The sequence below is a fragment of the Lacisediminihabitans changchengi genome (assembly GCF_016634425.1).
GTDB lineage: Bacteria > Actinomycetota > Actinomycetes > Actinomycetales > Microbacteriaceae > Lacisediminihabitans > Lacisediminihabitans changchengi.
In genome coordinates this window covers 515274-530969 of the sequence record NZ_JAEPES010000004.1, presented here as the reverse complement: position 1 = coordinate 530969, position 15696 = coordinate 515274, and the positions used below count along the sequence as shown (strand labels likewise).

Below are 15696 nucleotides of genomic sequence, written 5' to 3'. Positions count from 1 at the left end.
TCATGACCCTGACCTTCAGTGCCCAGCGCACCCAATACGCGAACGACGCCGTTTTGTCCGCCTCCCCGGTTCGCCTGCTCACGATGCTCTACGACCGTCTGATGCTCGACCTGGAGCGTGCAGCGGTCGCCCACGAGAGTGCCGACTGGCAGACCATGTCGAACAATCTGCTGCACGCGCAGGCGATCGTCACCGAGCTGAGCAGCTCGCTCAAGGTCGACCTCTGGGACGGCGGTCCCCAGCTGTTCGCCCTGTATCAGTACTGCCAGAGCCTGCTCGTGCTCGCCAACGTGCGCCGAGAGGCCGCGGGCATCCACGAAGCCATCGACCACCTCGAGCCACTGCGTCAGGCCTGGCAGGAGGCCGCCGCTCAGCTCTCGGTGCAGCCGGCCGCGGGGGCGTCCGGCGCCATCAGCCGCGACCTCGGCGTCGCCTGACGTGACGGGCTTCACCAACGCGAACGCGAACGCCAGGTGGGACAACTGGGATGCCGTGCTCAGTGCAATGGAACAGTATGTCGAGCGGGCTGTCGCGAAGGATGCCAATGGTTCCGATGACGCCGGCGAGCCGGAGATCGGCGAGCGGGTCTGGTCGCTACCGAGCGACATCGGGCCGATGCCGGCGGAGCTGCGCGAGCGCGCAGCGCGCGTGCTCGACGCCCAGAACGACGGGGTCGCCGAACTCGAACGACGCCAGCGCAGCATCGGCAAACACCTCGCGGCGCTGCGCACGGTGCCGACCGGCCAGGTCGGCGGCGGTTCGCCGTACCTCGATGTGACCGGCTGACGAGATCCACCTGGACGTTTCACCTAACGAATTGGGCGCGGCTGCCGATAGCTGAATTCGAAGAGCAGGGATCGCTCATTTGAAGGCCACGGATCGGCCGCTCGTTTTTAGGCGAAACGGACAATCCGTGCTCGAATCGGTCACCGCCGCTGCACTCAGCAGCGCGCTCGACGGCCTGGCGCTCCGCCAGCGCGTCATCGCGAACAACATCGCGAACGTGAACACCCCCGACTACCACGCCAAGCGCGTGCTATTCGAAGACGCCCTCGCCAAGTCGGTAGAGCAGAAGAGTGGCGTGGTCGCCCCCGAGGTGAAGCGTTCTCTCGAGCCGACCCAGATCGACGGCAACAACGTCAACCTCGACACCGAGACTCTCTCCAACATCGACACGGTGCTGCGCATTCAGTTCGCGTCGCAGGCCGTCAGCACCGAGTTCGCCCAGATGCGCACCGCGATGAGGAGTGCCTGATGACTTTCGACGCGATTGGCATCGCCTCCACCGGCCTCACCCTTCACCGCAAGTGGCTCGACGCGGTCTCTGACAACATCGCCAACGTCAACACCGTCAAGCCGACCGACGGTGAGGCATTCCGTGCCCGTTACGTCGTCGCCCAGGAGGGCGCGGGCACCTCGGGCGTGTATGTGCAGGGCGTCGCCTACGGCTCGGCCGAGGGTCGCCTGGTCTATGCACCCGACAACCCCCTCGCCGACAAAGACGGCATGGTGCGCATGCCCGACATCGACCTCGCCTCCCAGATGGGCCAGCTGATCATGGCCCAGCGCGGCTACCAGGCGAACGCCGCGGTCGTCGATCGCGCCAAGACCACCTACGAAGCAGCACTGCAGATCGGGCGCTAGTAATGGATATCTCCGCCATCACCTCCGTCGCCGGCATCACCGGCGCGCCGTCTGTCGGGGCAACCGCGCCGACCAACCCCACGGGCGCGGCCGACTTCGCCTCCATCCTCGGCGGCACCATTGACGGCCTGCAGCAGACGCAGGCCACCTCCGATGCCCTGAACGTGCAGGCGGTCACCGGAAACCTCGAAGACATCCACAAGGCCACCATCGCCTCGACCCGCGCTCAGGTCGAGCTCGAACTCGTCGCCGCCGTACGCAACAAGGGCGTCGACGCCTTCAATGAGATCATGAGGATGCAGGCCTGATGCCCGCCCAGCTCAGCTCCTTCTTCTCGCGCTTCACCAACGGGCTGCGCGAATTCACGATCGCCCAGCGTACCGTGGCGATCATCGGTGTCGCGGTGCTCGTGCTCGGAATCGTCGGCATCTCGGTCTGGCTCAGCCGCCCGCAGTATTCGCCGCTGTTCTCCGGCCTCAGCGCCACCGACGCCAGCGGTGTCGTCGACCAGCTACGCACCGACGGCGTCGACTACCAGCTCACCGACGGCGGCGGCACGATTCTGGTGCCCGAGGCGGATGTCTACTCCGAACGCCTCAAGGCGGCAGCGGCCGGGCTGCCCTCCTCCGACACCGGCGGCTACTCCCTGCTCGACAAGATGGGGGTCACCGCCTCCGAGTTTCAGCAGAACACGACGTACAAGCGTGCGCTGGAGGGCGAACTGGCCTCCACGATCGAGGCCATGAAGGGCGTCAAGACGGCGTCGGTGAAGCTGGCGATCCCCAAGGACACCGTGTTCATCTCAGAGAAGAGCGATCCGACGGCATCCGTCTTCATCGCCACCCAGAACGGCATCTCGCTCGACGACGACCAGGTGCAGGCGATCGTGCACCTCACCTCGGCCTCGGTCGACGGCATGAAGTCGTCTGACGTGACCGTGGTCGACGCGAAGGGTTCCGTGCTCTCCGCCTCGGGAACGGATGGCGCGGCATCCGGTTCGAAGCAGTCGACCGAATACGAGACCCGAGTGCAGACCGCCGTTCAGTCGATGCTCGACAAGGTGGTCGGCCCCGGAAACGCCACCGTCGTGGTGGCCGCGGACATGAGCCAGGCCACCGGCCAGAAGACGTCGACGACGTACACCACCCCCACGGATTCGCCCGCGATCAACGAGTCGAGCAACACCGAGCTCGGCGGCGGAGCTGGCAGCGGTTCGGGAAGCAGCGCCGGCGTGCTCGGCCCCGACAACATCTCCGTGCCGAGCGGTAGCGGCGCCGACGGAACCACGACGGGCGCCAACGGGGTGACATCGCAGCAGGTCACCAAGAACAACGCGCTCAACCAGGTGACCGAGCAGACCTCGATTCCGGCCGGCGAATTGCGCAAGCAGACCGTCTCGGTCGCGATCAACGCGGCGGCCGCCGGCAACCTCAACGTCGCCAATGTGAAGTCGCTGGTGAACGCGGCAGCAGGCATCGACACCAAGCGTGGAGACAAGCTGAGCGTCGAGCTGATGCCGTTCAACACCGCGGGCGCGGTCAGCGCCGCCAAGGAGATCGCCGCGCAGCAGAAGGCGGAAGCCGATGCGCGCACGATGGACCTCATCCGCACCACCGCCATCGTGCTGGGGATCTCGATCCCCGCGCTGATCATCGCCCTCGTGCTTCTGCGTCGTTTCCGCCGTCGCAGCGGAGAATTGCGCGACGAGAAGGAGGCCGGCGAACTGGCAGAGCTGCGCTCGATCATGATGGACCAGACGGTGCCGATGCAGCTCACCCCGCCGGCCGCCGCAGCCCCGATCACCTTCACGCCGATGCCGATCGAGCCGGGCGACACCGACCGCAAGCGTGCCGAGCTCGATGCCCTTGCCGGTGCCGACCCGCAACGCACGGCCGAGTTCCTGCGCGGGCTTATGGACGACAGGCAGAACGCATGAGCGCACCCGCGGTTCTGAGCGGCACGCAGAAGGTCGCTGTAGTGCTGATGAACCTCGACCCGATCCGGGCCGCCGAGGTAATGAAGCAGTTCACCGAGACCGAAGCCGAGGAAATCACCGCCGAGATCATCCGACTGCGCCGCGTCGACAGCGCGGTCGCCGAGCGCACCATCCTCGAGTTCCACGAGCTCACGATGAAGGGCGGGCGCAACACCCGCGGTGGTCGCGACTTCGCCTCCTCGCTGCTGGAGGCATCCTTCGGCTCGGAGCGCGCCGCGGGCGTGCTCGGTCGCGTCGCCTCGAGTATGGGCGGCCGCGCTTTCGAGTTTCTCGACAGCGCGGAGCCCGGCCAGCTGGTCACCCTGCTCGACGGCGAACTGCCGCAGACCATCGCCCTCGTGCTCGCCCACCTGCGCCCTGAGCATGCCTCTCCGGTGCTGGCGGGTCTCGACGACGACGTGCGCTCGGCGGTCGCCCAGGCGATCGGCACCATGGGTAGCGCCGCGCCCGAGGCCGTCCGCGTCGTCGCCGACACCCTCAAGGTGCGCGCGAGCGCGGTCGTCACCGCCCGCGACACCGTCGACGTGGTCGGCGGCGTCCAGCCCTTGGTCGAGATCATCAACCGGGCGGATGTCGCCACCGAACGCGCGCTGCTGGAGAGCCTCGACGTCACCGATCCGGCCCTCGCCGAAGAAGTGCGTTCGCGCCTGCTCACCTTCGCCGACATCGTCAAGTTCGAGAAGAAAGACGTGCAGCAGGTACTGCGCGGCATCGATGCGAGCGTGCTGGCTCTGGCCATGAAGGGCTCGACCGAGGCCGTGATCGAGGTCATCCGGGCCAACATCTCCGAGCGGCTCCGCGAGATCCTCGAGGAAGAGGTGCAGAACCTCGGGCCCGTGCGCATGAAGCAGATCGAGGAGGCCCGCGCCGAGATCGTTCGCGCCATCCGCGACCTCGAGGCCCAGGGCGCCATCACCATCCAGCGAGGGGACGACGATCAATATGTCGCCTGAGCCGGCCTTCGCCACCCTGCGTTTTCCCAGCCTGCGCACCGAGCAGCAGGACGAGGCCGACCTGCGCGCCCGCGCGAGCGGTCACGCGGCCGGCTACGCCGAGGGGCTCCGGGCGGCAAACGCCGAGCTCGACGAACTGCGCGCCAGACTGCAGGCGGAGCACGACGCGACCATCCGGCACGGCCAGGCTCGACTGGATCGGGCGATCGACATCCTCGGTGCCGCCTCCGCCGCTCTCGCCGCCCGCGCGATGCCGCTCGTTTCCGAAGCTCAGGATGTGCTGGCTCAGAACGCGCTGGCGCTCGCCGAGGCGCTGCTCGGCATCGAACTCGCCACCGGCGACACCTCGGCCCGCGCCGCCCTCACCCGCGCACTCTCCACCGCCGATGCGCCTCTGGTGACGACGATCCGGCTCAGTCCGATCGACCTGTCCGTGCTCGACGACGAGATCATCGCCGCCGCCGGTGTTCCGCTGATCGCCGATCCGTCCCTGGCGCGCGGCGATGCGATCGCCGAGCTGCCGATCGGATACCTCGACGCCCGCATCACCGCCGCGACCGCTCGCGCTCGCGCGGCCATCGCGGAGACCGCGGCGGCGATGAATCCTCGCGTCCTCGCGGAGGCCCTCGCATGAGCGTGCTCGAAGCACTCCGTGTCGCCGCCCCCGAGCGGGTAGGAGTCGTCTCCTCCATCGTCGGACTGGGCCTTGAGGTCGGCGGCCTCGACTGCGCCATCGGCGATCTGGTAACCATCGGTGGCGAGGACGGAACCGTCGCCCTCGACGCGGAGGTCATCGCGGTGACGACCACGGGCATCCGGTGCATGCCGCTCGGGCGGATGTCCGGCATCAGCGCCGGCGCGCCCGTGCGCACGAAGGGCCTACCGATTCTCGTACCGACCGGGGAAGCGCTGTTCGGCCGGGTCATCGACGGCCTCGGCCGACCGATCGACGGCAAGGGCGCGCTCGGCGCGACCCGGTACGTCTCGCTCGACAACGACAGCCCGTCGGCCATGCATCGCGCGCGCATCGAGCAGCCGCTGCAGCTCGGCGTGCGCGCCCTCGACACCCTCACGACGATGGGTCGCGGCCAACGCATGGGCCTGTTCGCGGGGTCTGGCGTCGGCAAGTCGTCGCTGCTGTCGATGATCGCGCGCGGCACGGAGGCCGAGGTATCGGTCATCGCGCTGGTGGGGGAGCGCGGCCGTGAGGTGCGTGAGTTTCTCGAGGATGACCTCGGAGCAGAGGGCCTGGCGCGCTCGATCGTCGTCGTCGCCACCTCCGACGAGCCGGCGATGATGCGCCTCCGCGCCGCCTTCCTCGCCACCCGCATCGCCGAGTCGTTCCGCGACGACGGCGCGCACGTCATGCTCATGATGGACTCGCTCACCCGCGTCGCCATGGCGCAGCGCGAGATCGGTCTCTCGGTCGGCGAGCCGCCGGCCACCCGCGGCTATCCGCCCTCGACGTTCTCGCTGCTCGCCCAGCTGCTCGAGCGCGCGGGAACCGGCGAGATCGGCTCCGTCACCGGCATCTACACGGTGCTCGTCGATGGCGACGACCACAACGAGCCGATCGCCGACGCGGCGCGCTCCATCCTCGACGGGCACGTCGTGCTCGACCGCAAGCTCTCGGTGGCCGGTCACTTCCCGTCCATCGACATCCTCGGCTCCATCTCCCGTGTCGCGTCTCGGGTGACGGCTCCCGAGCGGATGCGTGTCGCCTCCGTCCTGCGCTCGACCATGGCCGCGCGTCGCGCCGCCCAAGACCTGCTCGACGTCGGCGCCTACCAGCGCGGAGCCAACCCGAAGGTCGATGCGGCCGTCGACAACGAGGCCGAGATCAACGCCTTTTTGCGTCAGAGCATGAGCGACCAGAGCAGCACCGAATCCGCCTGGCAGCAGCTCACGGTGCTGGCCGAGAAGCTCGGGAGAATCTGATGGCCAAACTGTTTCCGCTCGCGGGTCTCCTGCGCCTGCGCCAGATTCAGCAGGATCAGGCCGCTAGCGACCTCGCCGCGGCAAACGCCCGTGTGCGCGAAAGTACCGCCCGCGAGCGTCGTGCGCGGGCAGCCCTCGGCGGCATCGCTCCCGACGTCACTGACACCACCGTTCTCTACGCGATCGCCGCCTCGCGCGCCGCCTCCCGCAGCATGCTTGGCGAGCTGCAGGCGCTCGAGGCCGCGAACAAGACCGAAGCGGATGCGGCGGGCCAGGCGTTCACCGCCGCCCGCGCCCGATCGGTCGGCCTGGAAAAACTCGAGGCCAAGCACGTCGACGGCGTACGGAGCGCCGACCTCAGCGCCGAGCAGAACGTGCTCGACGAGATCGTCACCACGGGGTGGCACCGCACCGCGGAAGGACAGGCGATATGAGCAGCATCACCCTGGGGGCACCGGTGGCTGCGCCCGCGCCCACCCGCTCGGAGTCGAAGGGTGAGAACGGGGCTGCCAGCTTCGGTGCGGCGCTCGCCGACGCCATGGCACCCGAGCGCCCCGCGACGGCAGTCGGTCGCGGCCACGGCAGGCACTCCGCGCAGCCGAAGACGGATGCGTTGAAAGACGACTCGGCCACCGTGGCCGCCGACGCGACGCCCGCCGACGCGACGCCCGTCGACGCGACGCCCGCCGACCCGACGTCCGCAGACGCCTCGACCGTCGCGACCGTCGACCCGACGACGGTCGCACCGCAGACACTCGCCCCGACCCCGACCCCGAATCCGATGGCGATGCTATCGGCGGCGGTCAGCGCGGCCGCCGTAGCGACCCCCGCCGAGGCGACGGTTATCGATGGGACGCCCGCGCCCGCTTCGGTCTCAGGGCTCGTTTCGGTCTCTGGGCTCGTTTCCGTCTCAGGGCTGCCCTCGATTTCTGACCCAGTTTCGGTCCCTGAGCTCGTCGAAGGGCCACCTAGCGGTGCCTCGCCAAGCTCGGCAACCGTGGTTTCCGCGACCGCGACCGCGACCGCGACCGCGATGGGCAATGCCGTCGCGACTCTCCAAGCCTCCGCGACTCTCCAAGCCTCCGCGACTCTCCAAGCCGCCGACCCAACCCCTGCCCCCGCGGTAAAGCCCACGGCGAAGACGACCGCGGCCGCACCGGTCGCACCGGTCGCACCGGTCGCACCGTCAAGCGCGCCGCTCGCGCCGGCCGCCGATGAGAACAGCAGGCCGGCTCCAGCACCCGTCGCTCCGGCTGACGGTGCTGCGCTGCCGCGAGGCGAAGCGTCCGCGGAGCCCGCCGCGGCGAGACCGCAGCCCACCGTGTCGCTCCCGATCGAGGTGTCCGCCGTGATCCCCGGCTCCGTCGTGCCCGGCTCCCTCCGCGATGACACGGCGCCGAGGATCGCCGACGCGAGCGGGAGTGGGGCGGCGGGAGCCGGGCTGCCCGCACTCGCGCAGAACGTGCAGCCCGCGACATCCGCCGCTCCGGTCGCCGCGGCTCAGGCCCCCGCTCCCGCAAACGCGCCCACCTTCACCGCCCAGCTCGCCAAGCCGCTGTTCACTCTCGCGACCGGCCCGATCGGCGACCACATCGTCACTGTCAAGGTCACGCCCGAGAACCTCGGACCGGTCACCGTGCGCGCGCACATCGGTGCCGACGGCGTGCGCATGGAGCTCTTCGCGCCGAACGACGCCGGGCGAGAGGCGCTGCGGGCGATCCTCACCGACTTGCGCCGCGACCTTGCCAGTCAGGGCGCGTCAGCGAATCTCGATCTCTCCAGCCAGAACCAGCCAACCGACAGCGGGGACCGGGGTGCCCATCAGGGTGCGCCGGCTCGGCCAGAGGGCCAGACGCCCAATCGCCTCGCGTCCATCGCCGTCGAGCCGGAGAGCGCGACCGCCCGTCGCGCCTTCGGCACGATGTCGAGCCTCGACGTGCTCGCCTAGACAGAAGGAACACAGAATGGCAGATCCGATTACCGGCGTGGTCTCCGGCAGCGCGCCAGCCAACAGCGCCGGGTTGTACACGAACCAGGTCGCGCGAGACCCCAAGCAGACGATGGACTCCGAGGTGTTCATGCACCTGCTGGTCACCCAGCTGCGAAACCAAGATCCGAGCTCCCCGATGGACACCAACCAGATGATCGCGCAGACGACCCAGCTGGCCCAGATGGAGAAGATGACCGAGATGGCGCAGACCAGTACCGAAGACTTCTCATTGCAGATGCGCATCGCCGCCGCCGCCTACGTCGGCAAGCAGGTCACCTACACCGGCAAGGACGGCAAGGTCGTCACCGGCCTCGCCGACAGCGTGTCCTTCGCCGGAGCCGTGCCCACCGTCTCCGTCGGAGGGGTCGACGTGCCGCTCGACCTCATCTCCGGCGTCACCACAGCTTCTGCATCACCCACACCTTCCGCCTGATTCACCTAGAAAGGCTCACACCATGCTTCGCTCGCTCTACTCCGGCATCTCCGGACTCCGCTCGCACCAGACCATGCTCGACGTGACCGGCAACAACATCGCCAACGTCAACACCGCCGCCTTCAAGGCCTCTGCGGTGCAGTTCCAGGACACGCTCTCGCAGCTCACCTCGGGCGCCGGCAGCCCCCAGGAGCAGATCGGTGGCACCAACCCGGCCCAGGTCGGACTCGGCGTGCGGGTCGCGGGAATCTCTACCAACTTCGCCCAGGGCTCCGCGCAGGCGACCGGCCGGGCATCCGACCTCATGATCTCGGGCGACGGATTCTTCGTCACCAAGCTCGGCGGGCAGACGCTGTACACGCGTGCCGGAAGTTTCGACTTCGACGCGGCGGGAAACATGGTGGCCCCTGACGGCTCGCTCGTTCAGGGCTGGCCCGCCACCAACGGCGTCGTCAACGAGAACGGTCCGCTCGGAAACATCGTGCTGCCGCGCGGAGCCGTTTCACCCGGCACCCGCACGACGAGCACGCAGTTCACCGGCAACCTGCCATCTGACGCGGCGGTCGGCACGGCGCTCGTGCGTGACGTCAAGGTCTATGACGCCGCGGGCACGGAACGCTCGGTCAGCCTCACCTTCACCAAGTCCGCTACCGGCTGGGATATCGCGGGCGTCGACGCGAACGGAGCCACCGCTACCGGCACCCTGACCTTCGATGCCGCGGGCGCGTTGACCGCGGGCGGCTCGCTGACTCTCGGCGGCATCGCGGTCGACATGACCAAGCTGACCGGCTACGCCAAGCTGTCGACCGTAGCGGCCACCAAGACCGACGGCAACGCGGCCGGCACATTGCAGTCGTACACGCTATCGGCTGACGGCACTCTGGTCGGATCGTTCAGCAACGGCTCGTCGCAGGCGCTCGGGCGCGTCGTGCTCGCCACCTTCCCGAACCCCGGCGGTCTCGAGAAGGCCGGGTCGTCGTCGTACATCGCCACCTTCAACTCGGGCGAGGCCGAGGTCGGCGCTCCAGGATCGGGCAGCATCGGCAGTCTCACCAGCGGCGCACTGGAGATGTCGAACGTCGACCTCTCCCAGGAGTTCACCAACCTGATCGTCGCCCAGCGTGGCTTCCAGGCGAACGCCCGCATCATCACCACCTCCGACGAGGTACTTCAGGAGCTCACCAACCTCAAGCGCTAGCTCGGTGTAGGCGAGGGGGCGGTCGGAGACATCCGGTCGCCCCTTTTCTGTGCCCCGACGTTCGTTCTGCTCGCCTTGTTCAGGAGGTGGCGCACTTCTTACGGCAGCGGCACCCCGGCCGATAGTTACCGGTGTAGGCCCAGGACGGGCCGTTCATTACCTGCAGGGATGCGCTCATGATCGTTGTCACGCGGCTCAACGCCACACAGTTTGCGATAAACCCTGACCTCATCGAGCGCATCCATTCGAATCCGGACACGACGCTCGTGATGGTCGACGGTGCGAAGTACATCGTTACCGAGTCGATGAGCGAGGTGATCGAGCGGATCACCAACTATCGGGCCACGGTGATCGCCCTCACCCAGCAGTTCTCCTCCACCGGCTACCTCTCCGGCCCGCGCGCTCTCGGCCTGGTCGACGACTTCGATGAGGCTGCTGCCCCGGATGCCGCCCCCGCCCGACCGAGGAAGATCTGATGGATCCCGCGACCATAATCGGCATGCTCGCCGCCTTCGGCGCGCTGTTCGCCATGCTCACGCTGGAGGGGTCCAGCGTCAGCGCGATCCTGTTGCCGGCGCCCATGGTGCTGGTGTTCGGCGCCACCATCGCGGTCGGCATCGCCAGCGGAACGATCGCCGACATGCTGCTCGCCTTCAAGGCGCTCCCGCGCGCCTTCAAAGGCAAGGTTCCGAAGCCGGCCGACACGATCGACCAGGTCGTGGGATTCGCGGAGAAGGCACGCCGAGAAGGCCTGCTGTCTCTCGAGAGCGAGGCGGCATCCGTCGACGATCCGTTCCTCAAGAACGCTCTGCAGAACATCGCCGACGGCACCGACGGCGAAGAGCTGCGCATCCTGCTCGAGGACGAGATCCAGACCCGCACCGCCTCCGATCGCATCGCCGGCAAATTCTTCACCACCCTCGGCGGCTTCGCCCCGACCGTCGGCATCATCGGCACCGTCGTCTCGCTCACCCACGTGCTGGAGAACCTCTCCACGCCAGACAAGCTCGGCCCGCTGATCGCCGCCGCCTTCGTCGCCACCCTCTGGGGCCTCCTGAGCGCGAACTTCCTCTGGCTCCCCATCGGCTCTCGTCTGCGTCGCCTCTCCGACCTGGAGAACGAACGGATGACGCTGCTCATGGAGGGCGTGCTCGCCGTGCAGGCGGGCAGCCAGCCCCGACTCCTCGGCGAGCGGCTGCGCGCGATGGTCCCGGCCAATGCGCTCGGCAAGGCGGACAAGGAGAAAGACAAGAAGGCCGATAAGGCGTCGATGGACAAGGCCGCCTGATGAGCACGCCCCGCGGTCGCCGCCAGAAGCACGAGGAACACGAGGAGCACGTCGACGAGCGCTGGATGGCCTCGTACATGGACATGGTCACCGTGCTGATGTGCATGTTCATCGTGCTGTTCGCGATGTCGACGGTCGATGCGAACAAGTTCGATCAGCTACGCAACTCCCTCGCAACCGGATTCGGCCAGAAGAACGTCGGCAAGATCGATACCGCCCAGGGCACCGTCGTGCCGGCCGACAAGGTCGACTCGAAAGACCAGGGCTTCACCAGCCTCGACCTGGCGCTGAAAGAGGTCAAAGACCTCACAGACCTCGAAGACAAGATCAATGCGAGCCTCGCGTCGAAGGGCCTGCAGAACACCGTCGACTACCAGATCGATCAGCGCGGTCTCACCATCCGTCTCGTCGACTCGCAGACCTTCTTCGAGTCGAACAGCGTCGCGCTGGTCGGCGTCGCGCCCTCCGTGCTCGACTCGATCGCGGCGGTACTCGCGCCGAGCAAGTATTCGGTCTCGGTGGAGGGGCACGCAGACATCCGTCACCCGGAGCCGCCGTATCCCACCAACTGGGAGCTCTCGTCCGGCCGTGCCGTCGAGGTCACCCGACGCATGGTCGAGCTCGGCGGGATTCCGGGTGCCCGCATCTCGGCGGTCGGCTATGGTGACTCCCGTCCGCTGGCGCCGGGCGACTCCCCTGAGGCCATGGCGCAGAATCGCCGGGTCGACATCGTGGCGATCTCCGACGCGCCCGAGGCCGTGCGTGCACTTATCCCGGATGCTCTGGTCGAGTCGAACAAACCGCCTGGAGAGCAGGTGCCGGAGAAGTCGCCTTCCAAGACGCCGGAGAAACCGACGACGAAGGAGAGCGGGGGCCACGCCGCAGGCACACCCCCCGACCAGGGTGCGGCCCATAAAACCTCGCCCTTCGCCTTACCGGGAGCCACAGCCGGCCGATAGTCCCCTGCGTGACGGTCCAGGAACACATCGCTATCGGCGTGCCCGCGAAAACCGGTCCGGCGATCGAGCCTTATGACTTCCGCCGGCCGACCACTCTCGCGCGTGAGCACTCCCGAGTACTCGAGCTCGCCTTCGAGACTTTCGCGCGCCAGTGGGGCACGCAGCTCACCGCGAAGGTACGCGTCGTCTCCCAGGTGACGAGCGAGCAGGTCGTGATGCAGACCTACGACGAGTACGCCTCCAGCCTGCCCGCGACCACCACCATGGTGCTGTGCAATCTCAGCGGGGTGACCGCCAAGGGCGTCATCCAGTTTGCGACGTCGTCTGCGCTGTCGTGGATCTCCTACATGCTCGGCAGCAACCACCTGCAGACCGCGCCCGACCGCAAGTTCACCCAGATCGAGCACGCGCTGGTACGCGAACTGTTCGACGACGCGCTCGAAGACCTGCGCTATTCGTTCGGCCAGCTGTTGGTCAACGAGATCTCGATCGACGGCATCCAATACAACTCGCAGTTCGCCCAGGCGGCGGCGACCTCCGATCTCATGATCGTCGCCAGGTTCTCGATCCGCGTCGGCGACTCGTCGACGGATGCCACGCTCGCCCTGCCCGCGGAGGCGCTACTTCCCCAGCTCGGGCAGGCCAACCCGACCATGTCGACCGAGAACGCGCGGGAGCTCGTGACCGCTCAGCTCGGCAGCGTGCCGGTTGACGTATCGCTGCAACTCACGGCCGCGCCAGTAGTGCCGAGCGCCATTCTCGGCCTCTCCGTCGGCGATGTGTTGCGCATCCCACACCCCCAGCACCGCCCCTTCGACGTCACCGTCGACGGGCAGCCGCTCGCCACCGCGGCGATCGGCGCCAATGGCGCGAGGCTCGCCTGCGTCGTCGTCACCACCGAGCCGTAACCGTCCACGAATCCTGACATTCACGTCTCGGTCCAGAGGAGAAGAAATCGTGAAGAAGACAACACTCGACCCGCAGGTCGCTGCAGCTGCCGCGCTCGCGCGCCTCCTGCCCAGCGCGACGGAGCTGAGCGCCGATCACCGCGGCGCCGGCACGGAGGAGCTCGGTGCCGGCACGCGTGCGGCCGTCGTCGCCTCGTTCGTGGGGGAGCGTTCGGCAGACCTCGCCGTGGTGCTGGTAGACGCGGATGCCGTGTCGGCCGCCTCTGGCACCGACTCGTCGCTGGTGTCGGTCGCGGACATCCTGCGCCCGGCCCTCGATGCGGCGGCCGCCGAGCTCGGCACCGGCGTGCTGGGGGAGGCCCGCATCGACGATGCGACCGCGCTGTTCGCCGACCCCGACACCCTGGTCTTCACCCTCGCCACCGGCGGGCTCACAGCCGGCTGGTTCGCGATCCGCGTGCGGGAGAACGACGTCGTTGCCGGTGCAGCTCCGATCAGCGATGACGCGATGGTCGGCAAGCTCGGCCGCATCTCGAACGTGGAGATGGCGCTCACCGTGGAGATCGGACGCACACGGATGTCGGTGCGCGACGTTCTCTCGCTGGAGCCTGGCGCTGTCATCGAGCTCGATCGCTCGGCCGGGGCACCGGCAGACGTGCTGCTCAACGGCCGCCTGATCGCGCACGGCGAGATCGTCGTGATCGACCAGGACTACGCCGTGCGCATCACCCGCATCCTCGACGTGGCAGAGGGCATTCTCTAACGTGGATGCCGTCTTCGCCGTGCTGCGCGTCATCCTCTCCCTGGCTGTCGTGGTCGGGCTCTTGTGGATGGTTCAGCGCCGCCTGACGAAGGGCTCGAAGTCGGTGCGCAACGCCAAGTTGGTGCGCGTCGTCACCCGACAGGGCATCGCCCAGAAGGCCTCCGTCGTCGTGATCGATGTCGAGGGCCACCGCTTTCTGCTCGGGGTCACCGAGCACTCCGTGACCGTGCTGAACACGACCGAGTTGCCCGCGGAAGTGACGGTCTCTGAGCCGGTTTCGGCCCCTGGCAGTGCCGCAGCGTTCGGCACCGCCTTGGCTACCGCGAAGAAGACCGCGCTGCCCACCGGCATGCCGAGCTTCGACCCGCGCACCGGCCAGCCGCGGGTGAGCGCGCTCGACGGCTCCCTGCTGAGCCTGAATACCTGGAAGCGCGCCGCCTCGGCCGTGCGCTCGGGCCTCAAATGAGCGCCCTCGCGGGCAGCGGCTGGGTAGCTCCGACGATCCGTTTCACCCCGATGACCCTGCGCACCCTTCGACGAGCTCAGGGACCGCGCGACTGGCGCCGCGCCGCGATCATCGGCCTGCTTCTGCTCGCGACCGTCGTCGCGCTCGTGCTGATCGGGGCAAGCGCCTCGCACGCGGCGACGACGCCCACCCCGCCGGTCGACCCGAGCAGCCCAGACGGCACCGGCGGCGTGAGCATCGACATCAACGGGCCGGATGGCAAGCCGTCGTCGGCGATCGTCACTCTGCTCGGGATCACGCTGCTCTCGGTCGCGCCCGCGCTGCTGTTGATGATGACCTCGTTCACCAAGATCTTCGTCGTGCTGGCCATGGCCCGCAACGCGCTCGCGCTGCCGTCGATCCCGCCGAACCAGGTGCTGGCGGGGCTCGCGCTGTTCCTGTCGCTGTTCATCATGGCGCCGGTGCTCACCGACATCAACACGCATGCCCTGCAGCCATATCTCGACGGAAACATCGACTTCACCCACGCGATCGATACCGCCACGGGGCCGCTGCGTCACTTCATGCTCAAGCACACCCGCGAGGAGGATCTCGCGCTGATCACCCGGGCCGCCGGTCAGGCCAACCCGAAAGACCTCGAGTCGGTGCCGCTGCCCACCCTGGTGCCGGCCTTCCTCATCTCCGAGCTGCGCGCGGCCTTCATCATCGGCTTCGTCATCTTCATCCCGTTCCTGGTGATCGACCTCGTCGTCTCCGCCGCGCTGATGTCGATGGGAATGATGATGCTCCCGCCGGTGATGATCTCGCTGCCGTTCAAGATCCTGCTGTTCGTGCTCGTCGACGGCTGGGGACTCATCATCACGACGCTGGTGGCGAGTTACAAATGAATCAGAACGCCGTACTCGACATCGCGATGCAGGGCATCCTGATCTCCGCGAAACTCGCCGCGCCGGTGCTGGTCACCGCGCTCGTCGTCGGCTTCGCCATCTCCTTCCTGCAGTCGATCACCCAGATCCAGGAGGTCACGCTCTCCTTCGTCCCGAAGGCGATCGCCGTGGCCGTTGCCCTGATCGTGTCGGGCAACTGGATGATCTCCGAGATGGTGTCGTTCACCCACGCCCTGTTCGAGAAGATCCCCTCGCTGCTGAGCGGGGGATGAG

21 protein-coding genes are annotated in these 15696 nt (G+C 67.9%); all 21 read left to right on the top strand.

The genetic code is table 11. The features are described from left to right. The first annotated feature begins 2 nt into the window (after positions 1–2). The 21 genes from fliS (at position 3) to fliQ (ending at position 15695) form a co-directional block, all read left to right on the top strand. Complete coding sequence (gene fliS, locus IV501_RS13695) at positions 3–437, top strand: flagellar export chaperone FliS (RefSeq protein ID WP_200556887.1); 435 nt, start codon at positions 3–5, stop codon at positions 435–437. A 1-nt stretch (position 438) separates the two neighbouring features. After that, positions 439–786, top strand: a complete 348-nt coding sequence (locus tag IV501_RS13690; protein ID WP_200556886.1) for a hypothetical protein — start codon at positions 439–441, stop codon at positions 784–786. A gap of 127 nt (positions 787–913) precedes the next feature. Next, entirely contained in the window at positions 914–1255 is a 342-nt protein-coding gene (gene flgB, locus IV501_RS13685) for a flagellar basal body rod protein FlgB (RefSeq protein ID WP_200556885.1), read from the top strand. Continuing rightward, complete coding sequence (locus IV501_RS13680) at positions 1255–1644, top strand: flagellar basal body rod protein FlgC (protein ID WP_200556884.1); 390 nt, start codon at positions 1255–1257, stop codon at positions 1642–1644. The genes flgB and IV501_RS13680 overlap by 1 nt, the downstream gene beginning before the upstream one ends. Before the next feature lie 2 nt (positions 1645–1646). Continuing rightward, positions 1647–1952 (top strand): flagellar hook-basal body complex protein FliE, encoded by a 306-nt coding sequence (fliE, locus tag IV501_RS13675; protein WP_200556883.1) that lies wholly within the window; start codon positions 1647–1649, stop codon positions 1950–1952. Beyond that, positions 1952–3580 (top strand): flagellar basal-body MS-ring/collar protein FliF, encoded by a 1629-nt coding sequence (fliF, locus tag IV501_RS13670; protein ID WP_200556881.1) that lies wholly within the window; start codon positions 1952–1954, stop codon positions 3578–3580. Before fliE ends, fliF begins: the two co-directional genes overlap by 1 nt. Continuing rightward, the gene (fliG, locus tag IV501_RS13665; protein ID WP_200556879.1) at positions 3577–4593 is read left to right on the top strand and encodes a flagellar motor switch protein FliG; all 1017 of its coding nucleotides are present in this window, start codon (positions 3577–3579) and stop codon (positions 4591–4593) included. Before fliF ends, fliG begins: the two co-directional genes overlap by 4 nt. Continuing rightward, positions 4583–5227, top strand: coding sequence for a FliH/SctL family protein (locus tag IV501_RS13660; protein WP_200556877.1), 645 nt, complete (start codon positions 4583–4585; stop codon positions 5225–5227). Before fliG ends, IV501_RS13660 begins: the two co-directional genes overlap by 11 nt. Beyond that, positions 5224–6531 carry a FliI/YscN family ATPase gene (locus tag IV501_RS13655; RefSeq protein WP_200556876.1) on the top strand — a complete coding sequence of 436 codons (1308 nt, stop codon included), beginning with the start codon at positions 5224–5226 and terminating at the stop codon, positions 6529–6531. Before IV501_RS13660 ends, IV501_RS13655 begins: the two co-directional genes overlap by 4 nt. Continuing rightward, positions 6531–6965, top strand: a complete 435-nt coding sequence (locus IV501_RS13650) for a hypothetical protein (protein WP_200556875.1) — start codon at positions 6531–6533, stop codon at positions 6963–6965. Before IV501_RS13655 ends, IV501_RS13650 begins: the two co-directional genes overlap by 1 nt. Next, positions 6962–8479, top strand: coding sequence for a flagellar hook-length control protein FliK (locus IV501_RS13645; RefSeq protein WP_200556873.1), 1518 nt, complete (start codon positions 6962–6964; stop codon positions 8477–8479). Before IV501_RS13650 ends, IV501_RS13645 begins: the two co-directional genes overlap by 4 nt. Before the next feature lie 16 nt (positions 8480–8495). Then, the gene (locus IV501_RS13640; RefSeq protein WP_200556871.1) at positions 8496–8954 is read left to right on the top strand and encodes a flagellar hook assembly protein FlgD; all 459 of its coding nucleotides are present in this window, start codon (positions 8496–8498) and stop codon (positions 8952–8954) included. 22 nt (positions 8955–8976) lie between these two features. Beyond that, positions 8977–10152: a flagellar hook protein FlgE gene (locus tag IV501_RS13635; protein WP_200556870.1), complete on the top strand. Its 1176-nt coding sequence runs from the start codon at positions 8977–8979 to the stop codon at positions 10150–10152. A 176-nt stretch (positions 10153–10328) separates the two neighbouring features. Beyond that, entirely contained in the window at positions 10329–10628 is a 300-nt protein-coding gene (locus IV501_RS13630) for a flagellar FlbD family protein (RefSeq protein WP_200556868.1), read from the top strand. Continuing rightward, on the top strand, positions 10628–11440 hold the full coding sequence (locus tag IV501_RS13625; protein WP_200556866.1) for a motility protein A: 813 nt from the start codon (positions 10628–10630) through the stop codon (positions 11438–11440). Before IV501_RS13630 ends, IV501_RS13625 begins: the two co-directional genes overlap by 1 nt. Continuing rightward, positions 11440–12399 carry an OmpA/MotB family protein gene (locus IV501_RS13620; protein WP_200556864.1) on the top strand — a complete coding sequence of 320 codons (960 nt, stop codon included), beginning with the start codon at positions 11440–11442 and terminating at the stop codon, positions 12397–12399. The genes IV501_RS13625 and IV501_RS13620 overlap by 1 nt, the downstream gene beginning before the upstream one ends. Before the next feature lie 8 nt (positions 12400–12407). Next, a complete protein-coding gene (locus tag IV501_RS16625) occupies positions 12408–13307 on the top strand; it encodes a flagellar motor switch protein FliM (RefSeq protein ID WP_307812293.1) in 900 nt (299 codons plus the stop codon). A 49-nt stretch (positions 13308–13356) separates the two neighbouring features. Next, positions 13357–14070: a flagellar motor switch protein FliN gene (fliN, locus tag IV501_RS13610; RefSeq protein WP_307812292.1), complete on the top strand. Its 714-nt coding sequence runs from the start codon at positions 13357–13359 to the stop codon at positions 14068–14070. 1 nt (position 14071) lies between these two features. Then, on the top strand, positions 14072–14536 hold the full coding sequence (locus IV501_RS13605; RefSeq protein WP_200556861.1) for a FliO/MopB family protein: 465 nt from the start codon (positions 14072–14074) through the stop codon (positions 14534–14536). 50 nt (positions 14537–14586) lie between these two features. Then, on the top strand, positions 14587–15423 hold the full coding sequence (gene fliP, locus IV501_RS13600; protein WP_200556982.1) for a flagellar type III secretion system pore protein FliP: 837 nt from the start codon (positions 14587–14589) through the stop codon (positions 15421–15423). Then, positions 15420–15695 (top strand): flagellar biosynthesis protein FliQ, encoded by a 276-nt coding sequence (fliQ, locus tag IV501_RS13595; protein ID WP_200556859.1) that lies wholly within the window; start codon positions 15420–15422, stop codon positions 15693–15695. Before fliP ends, fliQ begins: the two co-directional genes overlap by 4 nt. Position 15696: the final 1 nt, after the last annotated feature.

Excerpts from the sequence above, each read along its gene's own strand:
- IV501_RS13640 (WP_200556871.1), top strand. The coding sequence starts at position 8,496 with ATGGCAGATCCGATTACCGGCGTGGTCTCCGGCAGCGCGCCAGCCAAC.
- fliF (WP_200556881.1), top strand. The coding sequence starts at position 1,952 with ATGCCCGCCCAGCTCAGCTCCTTCTTCTCGCGCTTCACCAACGGGCTG.
- IV501_RS13650 (WP_200556875.1), top strand. The coding sequence starts at position 6,531 with ATGGCCAAACTGTTTCCGCTCGCGGGTCTCCTGCGCCTGCGCCAGATT.
- fliP (WP_200556982.1), top strand. The coding sequence starts at position 14,587 with ATGACCCTGCGCACCCTTCGACGAGCTCAGGGACCGCGCGACTGGCGC.
- fliE (WP_200556883.1), top strand. The coding sequence starts at position 1,647 with ATGGATATCTCCGCCATCACCTCCGTCGCCGGCATCACCGGCGCGCCG.
- fliS (WP_200556887.1), top strand. The coding sequence starts at position 3 with ATGACCCTGACCTTCAGTGCCCAGCGCACCCAATACGCGAACGACGCC.
- IV501_RS13635 (WP_200556870.1), top strand. The coding sequence starts at position 8,977 with ATGCTTCGCTCGCTCTACTCCGGCATCTCCGGACTCCGCTCGCACCAG.
- IV501_RS13645 (WP_200556873.1), top strand. The coding sequence starts at position 6,962 with ATGAGCAGCATCACCCTGGGGGCACCGGTGGCTGCGCCCGCGCCCACC.
- IV501_RS13655 (WP_200556876.1), top strand. The coding sequence starts at position 5,224 with ATGAGCGTGCTCGAAGCACTCCGTGTCGCCGCCCCCGAGCGGGTAGGA.
- IV501_RS13660 (WP_200556877.1), top strand. The coding sequence starts at position 4,583 with ATGTCGCCTGAGCCGGCCTTCGCCACCCTGCGTTTTCCCAGCCTGCGC.
- IV501_RS13625 (WP_200556866.1), top strand. The coding sequence starts at position 10,628 with ATGGATCCCGCGACCATAATCGGCATGCTCGCCGCCTTCGGCGCGCTG.
- fliQ (WP_200556859.1), top strand. The coding sequence starts at position 15,420 with ATGAATCAGAACGCCGTACTCGACATCGCGATGCAGGGCATCCTGATC.
- IV501_RS13680 (WP_200556884.1), top strand. The coding sequence starts at position 1,255 with ATGACTTTCGACGCGATTGGCATCGCCTCCACCGGCCTCACCCTTCAC.
- fliG (WP_200556879.1), top strand. The coding sequence starts at position 3,577 with ATGAGCGCACCCGCGGTTCTGAGCGGCACGCAGAAGGTCGCTGTAGTG.
- IV501_RS13630 (WP_200556868.1), top strand. The coding sequence starts at position 10,329 with ATGATCGTTGTCACGCGGCTCAACGCCACACAGTTTGCGATAAACCCT.
- IV501_RS13620 (WP_200556864.1), top strand. The coding sequence starts at position 11,440 with ATGAGCACGCCCCGCGGTCGCCGCCAGAAGCACGAGGAACACGAGGAG.